Genomic DNA, 9,852 nt, shown 5'->3' with positions numbered 1-9,852 from the left:
CTTGCCAACCACCGTGTCCGTCCGGCCAACCACCGTGTCCGCCTTGCCACCAGCCTGCATAGCCTTGTCTCTGTGAGTTCATTCCTTCGCATCCCTTCTTATTAAAAATTCAAATACTGTAACTGGGTATTCTCTAAATATAATTATGTATCCCAAAAATAAATGTATCCGCAAACATCTCGATTATCGGTAAAGTAATTATTTAATGGAAAAAACATTTATCATTGCAAATCTAAGCTCATAACACGATTTGCACAAGAGAATAACCATACAATGTTATCCCTCCTTTAAAAACCTATTTAAGAAAAACTTAAGAAATTCACTTCTAAATTCATAAGAATTTTTTTCTATACTGAATCATGTAAATGAACAAAAGGAGAAACAATCATGAAAAAATTTATACTTTGCATAATAGGAATAGGTCTCCTTATATACTTACTACCTTTCATGTTACGTGGGGATTTGGACAGATTTAATCCGATTGCTGAAGAGAAAAATGTATATGCCGTTGCGGAAGGATATGGTGTTCCGGATTACCATACGAACGGTAGAGCTATGTACTCGTTAAAAGGCATTGATGAATCTGGAAATGAAGAAGAGTATACAGTAGGAACGAATACTCCTAATGATTTCATAAGAAAAACTTACTTGAGAATTCATGTGAAAGGTAGGTATGTTTACTCGTACGAGGCTATTTCTGAAAAGGATATTCCGGAGAAAATAAGAAAACAAGTAGAAGATAGTATATAAACAAAGAGCCCGCTCATATGAGTGGGCTCTTTGTTTCCAGTTTTTCTCTCTCTTACCTACTCTACCGTTGGGCTATCGCTTGAGGAAGGAGAGTTCTTTCTGTAAATTTATTAAATTAATTATCACTGTTTTAATAGCCATTCTTCCATTACTTTCACTGTTTCATCTCGTTGTGCTTTTGGCGTAATTAAGCTCGCATTATCACCTTTTTGCTCACCGTACATGCCAAAATGAGCATGGTTTCCGCCCTTTATCATGTGCATAGTAGTATTCTTTGACATTAACTTTTTATTGTTCTCTATTTTTTCTACAGTTGCTAAAGCATCTACTTCCCCATAAATTGATAACATCGGAATCGATTTCGTAGAGAAGTCATCTGCAGGATACGAACCTAAGAAAATGATCCCGTCTATCTTGTCTTCATGTTGAAAAGCATACTTAGAAATCATAGCTCCCCCCATTGAATGCCCCGCAACATACCACTTCTGAACTTCAGGATACTGTTCTATTACACTGTCTACTGCATTGATTCCAAATATCGCTAAATTTAATGGCAACTGAGGCATTGCTACAAAATGTCCATCTTTTGCAAGAGCTTCTCCTAAGTAACTATAAGCCTCAGCTTCTACTTTAGCTCCTTGATAAAAAATAACCCCTATTTTAGCATCTTTCTCTCCAAAAACGATATTATCTTCATCTTTTTTATCATCCACTAACGACAAAGCCTCTTTCGTTGGTTTATAAGTAAACTGAGACCAAGTCAAAAACGTAATACTTCCTATAATTAAAATAGCTAGTAAAGAATACAGCGTAATTTTTATCCATTTCTTCACAAAGATGACCTCCCTATGATGTGTATATTCTATATTTCAGATTATCATTCATACACATAAAAACTCGAGCATTTTTATTATGCTCAAGTTTTTATTTACGTCTTTAATTTATACTATAAATTGTCCAAGATAAATATGTAGCAAATGCGGCCCATAAAAAATATGGAATTAGCAACCATGTCGATACTTTAGATAATTTGGAAGAAACCGCTATGAGAAGTAATGTAGTAATAGCGACTAGTAAACAATCTACTGTTGCTAAAAACAAATTTTTTTGGCTAAATTGAAAGTAGCTGAACGCTTGATTGCACATATAATTTAAAAGGAATATAAACCAAAATGTTTTTGGTTTATATCCATAGTTGTTGTAAATAATTGCAACTGATAATGCAATAAGTCCATATAATACAGCCCAAATCATTCCGATTGTCATACCAGAAGGTGTCCAAGACGGTTTTTCTAGCGCATCGTACCACATACGATCAATAGGAAATAAAATACTAGAAACATAAAACAAACCATATGTTAGTAAAAATACTATGATACTAGATTTTTTCATAAACATTCTCCTTTTTACTAGAAGATTATAGAAACTTTATATGATTAGTATGTCCTCGTAATGGATAAATTTCTAATATTTAAATTTCAAATCCATATTGTTTAATCTATTTTATACGAACTCTTTCATACTTTTATATGCAAAAAGTGCTCTCTCCCGTGCTACCTTATGATCAACAACTGGCAAAGGATATGTATGACCAAGCTTTATATTGGCCTTTTCTAAAATATGCTCAGGTGCTTCCCATGGTTTATGTATATATTTATTCGGTATATCGCTTAATTCTGGTACCCATTTTCTTATATACTCGCCATTTTTATCAAACTTTTCCCCTTGTGTGATCGGGTTAAAAATACGAAAGTATGGTGATGCATCCGCTCCACTTCCAGCAACCCATTGCCACCCCATTGTATTATTTGCAATATCAGCATCTAATAGTGTATCCATAAACCATTTTGCCCCTTCTTGCCACGGAATTAACAAATGCTTTACAAGAAAAGAGGCCACAGCCATTCTTGCTCGGTTATGCATAAAACCTGTTTGCCACAGTTCCCGCATTCCCGCATCAATAAACGGATAACCAGTTTCACCTTTCTGCCATACTCTTAATAGCTCCTCTTCATTATTCCACGGAAAATGTTCAAAGTTCTTATTAAGAGGTTTATATACTGTAAATGGATAATGATATAGCAAGTAATAAGAAAACTCCCGCCAAATTAATTGACGTATAAAACTATTCACTTGTTTTTCAAAAAGACTACATTGGCTTTCGGTACTTTTATTTATTAAGTAATGATATATTAGCTTTACTGATATTTGACCAAATGAAAGATAAGGTGCCAACATCGAATGAGCATTTTGATTTGGAAAATCTCTTCCTTCACTATAAGAGGCCAGTTCGCTAGAGAAAAATTTCTTAAATGTTTTGTATGCCCCTTCTTCTGTAGGCTCCCATATTGATTCAATATGAGATGTCCACGGTATAGTTGGCAGCAAGTGTAATTCTGAAACAGATAAGCTTGCTGGTAGAGAGCTTCCTCCCTTTATACGCTGCGCTTTACTAATAGGCTTAGATATTACCTGCTTTTGAAATGCATTGTAAAAAGGCGTAAACACCTTATATTCAGTATTATCTTTCTTTTTAATAATCCACGGTTCTAATAATAAATGTGAATTAAATTCCTTACAGATAATACCTTTATCTTCTAACATCATTTTCATTTTTTGATTAGATTGTAATCTGTCCGGATCATAACAAATATTCCAATATACAGCCGTTATATTTAATTGCTCTATGAGAGAAAGTATTTCTTCCTGCGTATTTCCTTTACGAATTATTAAAGTAGAGCCAAGTGCCTCAAGTTGCTTCTTTACATCTATTATTGCATGGTGTAACCACCACTTTGATGCCTCCCCCATTGAAAAAGCTTCATCTTGTACATATACTGGAAGGACCTCACCAAACTGAGCAGCCTCAAATAAAGCTGGGTTATCATATAAACGAAAATCTTTTTGAAACATAACGATAATTTTATTTTGCATGACTACCCCTTCTGATTCTTAAAACATAATAAATTTTATTATACAACAGCAATTTATACATAAGAATTAATTTGTCTTTAATAAATTAGTTAACTTGTTCAACTACTTTATTAGCAGAAACTTTAACAACCGTTTCTTTTCCACCTGTTCTATCAATCATGAAACCATGAACTTTAACATCAGAAGGTACTAATGGATGATGACAAATCATATCTATACTCTTCTCAATATTTTCACTAACATTTTCTTTTCCACTTAGCCATTCATCAAGGCTACCACTTGAAAATTCAGGCATGCAATTTTCAAAGAGATAGTCTAGTTCCCTGTTATTTTTTATGGAATCACGTTGAATTTGTAGATTAACTACATCTGTTTCTTTATCCTCTATTCCGACAACAAGAATTTCTTCCACATTCTCTTGATAAATAGCAATAATAATAGATCTCATTATATCTCCATAAGGATGTACAATTACAGAATCGTAGCTGTGTATAGTCAACACGTGTTCTCGTTGAATGTTAGTTACTTGTTGGATAATCGGCTCTATTCCGTGTTCAATGTCTGTTAATAATAATACTTTTTTATTCTTTGAATTCATATGGAGCACTCCTTCTTCATTATTGTATTTATGAAACTTTTAAACTAGTAACGATAGTTGATTATTCATTACATGATTGTTACCAGTTTTTCCATTGTCCTTCTGGATCAACACTTGCAAGTCTAACCCATCCATTTTGAACTTTTTCTCGAAATGCGAAATCATCATTTAGCAAACGTTCTATATATTCAATAGGCGCTTGAATTACAATTAGTAAACGAAGTGGTGAATGATACGTCTCACTATCTGACTGCATAACGGATTGCCAAGGTAAGCCTGGCAACAAGTCACTTGCATTCCCTTGCATAACACCGAGACCTGCCGTTACTGTTTGGGTTGTTTTGTTTCCACTACCATAATAATGTGGAGCTACAGTTGAAGCGTAATATTGTAAATTTATCCACTGAGCTACTGTTCCTGGCCCTGCAATGATGCTAGCTAATATATCGCCACTTTCATCCTGTTTCCAATCATAATTATGAAGGAAAGCCCTACCTTCTAAGTCACAATCCTGAGTTAATTCTCGTTGTCCGATAATAAAAGATGCATTACGGGCTAATCCCCATTCCGGACGTATTTCACTCCAATCTTCTGCAAATCGATGTGCCTCTTTACTCGGATTTTTTATTTTCGTTTTAAAATTAGGTAATTGTGTTAAACGCTCTCTATTTGCATCTTGACTGACATTTGGCATAATTGACTCAATACAATCAAATGCTTCTTGCGCAGTTTCCGAAAGTTCTGGGACATAAATCCATTCCAATTCATCCACGGTTGTTTTATGTTCAGCTGCTGCAAAAATGGTATCCTCAGGAATTTTAATACCTTCAGCAGACAACACCTCTCTTACTTCTGGAAGATTACATAAAGTAGCGAAAACTCTTGCGTTGAATCCTCCCGCTGCTCCGCCACAAGCACCACATTCAAGCGCTGCAGCATAAGGGTTGTTCGTACTTTGACTACTGTGTCCGCACATTACAACTAAAGGAGCGAAACTTTCTGTTAATCCCACCATTTTTAAAGCTTGACGCACATAGTTCACTTTTTCTTCTTTCGTAAAACCGATAGGTATCTCACCTTTTGTATCATGAACATGATTAAGCGAGAATGTTGTATCGGGTTTTTGTAACATAGTTTTATGAAGATTACGAATGAAACTCCCTACTCTTCTTGGCACAAAACTCCTTGTCACCATTTGTAGACCAAGTAAAGGGCCACTTACCTCAGGTAGTAACATACTTGTCAGTACATTTTGTTTCATCGTTTTAAACGTATAACTTAATGAGCTGTCTATCTTCTTGCGTTGTTGATAAGATTTGCATTCATTTTCATCCGTGAGCTCTTTTATTTGATGTTTCGGTTTTAATATAACTGGCAAAGAAGGATGACTGTCATTACTACCTAGTTCACTAGTCGCAATTGGTAACCCAAAGAAACCAGCTATTCCAAACGTTTGGAACGGACCTAATTTTTCTAGGTGGCGACGAAACGGTTCTGAACGTACATCAATACAGAATGCTAATTGAGCTAGTACACGTTTTTTATCATTAGTTGCACGTTGCTTAGAAAAAATCTTTTCCCTTAATTGCTCTGCATGCGTCTGTTCCCAAGCTTCCAGCCAAAGTTTCCTGCGAATATTTTCATCAAAACGATATGCAAATGCTAATAATTCACTTTGTTCAGCTGCAGGCATTTGTGACCATTCTCGGATTGAAATATTCCCCCAATAGATCCAAGAAGCTATAAGTGGGACAATCGAAACTTTTTTCTCAGCCTTTTGATTTTTTAAAGGTAAATAAGGTTTTACAATGGCCAGTTCCATAGAAATTCGAACTGCTAAATATTCTATAACGAGTTCCTGTTCCTGAGTTGACTGCTGGGAACGCCATAGTATCATTCCTGCCCACCCAGGCAAAGCAAGCAAGTGCCCTTCAAGGTAAGCTTGCATGTTAGATTCAGAAATTCCTAATTCAGATAAAGCTTTTGTTAAAGCTACCTGGGCATCCTCTGGCCAATCTTTTAAAACTTTACGCTCCTTTTTACTGAGCGCTGGATCAAATGTAATAAGGTGGTGCCATGCACGATAAAAACCTTTCTCTCGGTTTGGCATCGTCCAACTTGATCCAGAGTCATCAAGATATAATTTACACCATTTAATAATATGATAATTAAGAATATCAGATAGGTTGTCACCATTTTGATTCTCTATAAGCGAGCTTATTGGTTGCATAGAAGAGTCTTTCATACTCCCTGTATTTACATAACTTATTTCTTCTGCCAATTTATTTACTTCTGGCGATGATAATAGACTAGAAGGTAATCTTTCTAACTTTAAAGCTTCTTGGCAAAAACGCTCCGCTGTCTCTCGCGGAATATGAAAAGATTGTGAATCAAGCCAACGAGACAAGGCAATTTGTAAAAATGATTCCTCAATCTCACCTTTCGCCTTTGCCGAATGAATCATAGAAGCACTAGGATATATATCCACATTACGAATTTCTTTTAACCAATCTGCAACTTGTTCAAATGATTGTTTTTCAAGTCCCATCCAAGGGTGATGAGCTGCAAATGTAGCGATTGGCCAAAGTGGTGCAATCACTCGGCTAGCAGATTCAACTAACTCATTCATATTATTTTCTTGTACTTCAATGTTTGTATCTTTCTTTTTTAAAGTTTCTTTCGTTACGATTGACGGTATGCTCATCACTGATTACCTCCCTTTGATACATAATGTTTAAGATAGCTTGGATGACTTTCTACTGACTTTTGTCTCGCTTCACCTACTCGAACGAACCAAAGATACATTACAGCAAATATAGTAGAGGATTGATTACGAGTAACGAGAGTACTAATAACACTACCAAATAATAAGAGACATATAACAAAAATAACGGCTGAAACTGAAGGTTGAACATTTTGATACATGTCAGTATGCAACCATTTATAAAGAGAATTATGAACGGTAAAGTAAATGAGAGAAAATCCAACTAAAATAAATACGCCAACAATTCGTCCCATTCTTCCCTCTCCAAAAACAACAAGCTGTTTCCATGAAAAGTATAATGACCACCCTAAGATGAACGCACTAACTAATTCATACCCTTCTCCAGAAGTCGTAAACCAAAAAACAATCGCTATAAATAATCCGAAAATACGACCGACCATAATCCATAAATTAGACATCTTTTCATTAGACTGCCTCACTACCCCAAAACGTTGTACGGAAGAACCAGCTTGTAAAAACAGTGTAGCTTTAAACAAACCATGTAAAATCAAATGAATAACAGCCGCTAAATAAGCTCCTAATGCGCATTGAATAAGCATAAACCCCATTTGGGAAATAGTTGACCCCACTAGCTGACGTTTATAATCAACTTGAACTAGGCTAATTCCTGTTCCTATTAAGATAGAAATACTAGAGAAAATTAGTAAAATGATTTGTGCAATATCATCATGAAAAAGAGGTGAAAATCTAGTTAACATGATACCGCCAGCATTTACTAAACCCGCATGCATAATAGCAGAAACAGGCGTTGGAGCAACAACTGACTCAATTAACCATCTTTGAAAAGGCCATTGTGCTGCTGGAATCATCACAGCTAATATAATGAATAAGTTAATTCCTGTTTTCTCCAATGTTCCAAATTGAACTAAATTTTCATTCGTTAAAACTAATGTTAACTGCCACTGTCCAGTGACTTGAAAAAGCCAAATGATAGCTGCTAGCAAGGCAATCCAGCTTATTGTAAATAAATAACTAGAAATTTTTGTTGCTTCACTAACTACTTTCCACCCTTTATTTAGCCCTATGAGTAGAACCAATCCTATAAGAGTTGCTCCCCAACAAATAATCATGAAACGAAGATCATCACTTAACCATGCAACCGAAGATACACCTGTAGTAAATGTAAAAAGTGCAAAGTATTTTCGATATGAGCGATCTCCCAGTAAGTAACGTATAGAAAAACGCTGAATGATTAAACCAATTGTAAGAACAAAGAAAGCCATGAACCAAGCTAAAGTATCTAGATGCCAAGGCCCCACAACTCTATCTCCAGTGTGATTAACAAGTGCGAGTAAAGAAACCAATGAAGGCAAAGCAGCGATACCAATATGGATATGAACAAAACGTAAAGGCATCCTTGCATGTAAAAACAATAATCCACTTAGCCAAGAAGCGCTAAGCGCCATAAAAAATAATGTTAACAGTGTTGATGAACTCAGCGAAATTAACATGTACAATACTCCCTTCCAAACGAAAATAACCTATAAAAATTTCTTTTAAGATAGTTTTTTAATTTCAATTTCCATTCATTCTTTTTAGTGCATCGTTTTTTCCCATAAAAAAAACCGACAACTTCCATAATTCAATGATTTTATATCATCATTGAATTATGGAGATTGTCGGTTTCACTTCAACTAACTTCAATAAAGTTTTTTGAAGAGCTCCCATTTTATAGAGGATAATGTATGTATTACTCCTGTTAAAAAGAAAAGTATATTTCTGATCTCCTAGATTATGCAATCAATATATCAATTTATGTTATGTGCTATCTTTTAATTAAGAAACTTTTTCATTTAGTCAATATTACATATTAAACAAATGCTAAAGCCTTAATTATAGCAAACTGTTAAAATGAGCATCTATCAATTTTTTAAAACAATTATAAGATAAACCATATTAAGCAGTTTGTCAATTTCTATATCAGTTTTTTCGAGTGTTATTTCAATGAAAATTCATTATACGTAAATAATTTTAAGTTTTTAATTATTAGTATGTTAATAAAGTTAAATAAAGTGCAAAATTTGTAGGCTTCTTAATCCTCCCACTACATTTTTAGTTTATCTTCCACTAACCTTAAGTTGTTTTTTATTTTTAAAATTTTCCCTCAAGATTATTAAGCAATTTAAAAATCATTACTCGTTCGCCTGTACGGGAGCTTATATCCGTATGAAAGCTTTTCACTTTCTCTCCAGTTAATTCTAGTATAATCTCCTTAAGATCTTCAATTCCAGATTCAACTAGCTCCGAACGATTTTTCTTTATCGTTAACATACCGTCTTTTGTTTCGCAAACAGTATATTCAGCCGGCGTTAAAATACCTTGTAAATTTACGATAATCATATCCCGTAATATATCTGTCTTAACTGATATAGACCCGCGTCCTAAGTAGTCCTTTTCCCAGTGAGTAATTGCTTTGCTTATCTCTGATTCAATAGAGCCTTTTGAGTTTTTCATCTATGTATCCTCCTTAAATAAAATAAATTTACAATAACAATATAATAATCTGGATTGATTTTATTTTCAATTATTGAGAAGAATTTATTGGGATTGTTGTAAGGTATCCTTTCATATCATAATGATTTTTTATATTACAATATAGATTTCCTTAATCATTCCCAACAAGATAATCTTACTATAAAAGCTCTGATACATAACTTTCTAAAAAGGACATTCCGGAGAAAATAAGAAAACTCTTGTAACGTAATACATAAAAGAAAGAGCCGATTTCTTTATAAAATAGTAAATCGACTTTTGTCTTAGGTATTGATTTAGTAATAAAAACACT

8 protein-coding genes are annotated in these 9,852 nt (G+C 34.3%); 1 reads left to right on the top strand and 7 read right to left on the bottom strand.

Annotated elements, in window-relative coordinates:
- Positions 1–387 precede the first annotated feature (387 nt).
- Positions 388–750, top strand: a complete 363-nt coding sequence (locus tag DN394_RS27390; RefSeq protein WP_097915247.1) for a YxeA family protein — start codon at positions 388–390, stop codon at positions 748–750.
- A 122-nt stretch (positions 751–872) separates the two neighbouring features.
- Here DN394_RS27390 and DN394_RS27385 read toward each other — a convergent pair whose 3' ends face one another.
- The 7 genes from DN394_RS27385 to DN394_RS27355 form a co-directional block, all read right to left on the bottom strand.
- Positions 873–1,583 carry an alpha/beta hydrolase gene (locus DN394_RS27385; protein WP_098208789.1) on the bottom strand — a complete coding sequence of 237 codons (711 nt, stop codon included), beginning with the start codon at positions 1,581–1,583 and terminating at the stop codon, positions 873–875.
- A 103-nt stretch (positions 1,584–1,686) separates the two neighbouring features.
- The gene (locus tag DN394_RS27380) at positions 1,687–2,142 is read right to left on the bottom strand and encodes a TspO/MBR family protein (RefSeq protein ID WP_141542945.1); all 456 of its coding nucleotides are present in this window, start codon (positions 2,140–2,142) and stop codon (positions 1,687–1,689) included.
- A 111-nt stretch (positions 2,143–2,253) separates the two neighbouring features.
- On the bottom strand, positions 2,254–3,684 hold the full coding sequence (locus DN394_RS27375) for a cryptochrome/photolyase family protein (protein ID WP_098208788.1): 1,431 nt from the start codon (positions 3,682–3,684) through the stop codon (positions 2,254–2,256).
- An 85-nt stretch (positions 3,685–3,769) separates the two neighbouring features.
- Entirely contained in the window at positions 3,770–4,282 is a 513-nt protein-coding gene (locus tag DN394_RS27370) for a carbonic anhydrase (protein ID WP_098092258.1), read from the bottom strand.
- A gap of 79 nt (positions 4,283–4,361) precedes the next feature.
- Positions 4,362–6,986 carry a DUF2309 domain-containing protein gene (locus tag DN394_RS27365; protein ID WP_149294431.1) on the bottom strand — a complete coding sequence of 875 codons (2,625 nt, stop codon included), beginning with the start codon at positions 6,984–6,986 and terminating at the stop codon, positions 4,362–4,364.
- Positions 6,986–8,518 carry an NADH dehydrogenase subunit 5 gene (locus DN394_RS27360; RefSeq protein ID WP_149294430.1) on the bottom strand — a complete coding sequence of 511 codons (1,533 nt, stop codon included), beginning with the start codon at positions 8,516–8,518 and terminating at the stop codon, positions 6,986–6,988. Before DN394_RS27360 ends, DN394_RS27365 begins: the two co-directional genes overlap by 1 nt.
- Before the next feature lie 640 nt (positions 8,519–9,158).
- Complete coding sequence (locus DN394_RS27355; RefSeq protein ID WP_149294429.1) at positions 9,159–9,521, bottom strand: Na-translocating system protein MpsC family protein; 363 nt, start codon at positions 9,519–9,521, stop codon at positions 9,159–9,161.
- Positions 9,522–9,852: the final 331 nt, after the last annotated feature.

Origin of the sequence: Bacillus sp. BB081 (assembly GCF_008368895.1) — a bacterium.
Lineage (GTDB): Bacteria > Bacillota > Bacilli > Bacillales > Bacillaceae_G > Bacillus_A > Bacillus_A wiedmannii.
This window is presented reverse-complemented; position numbering and strand designations above follow the sequence as displayed.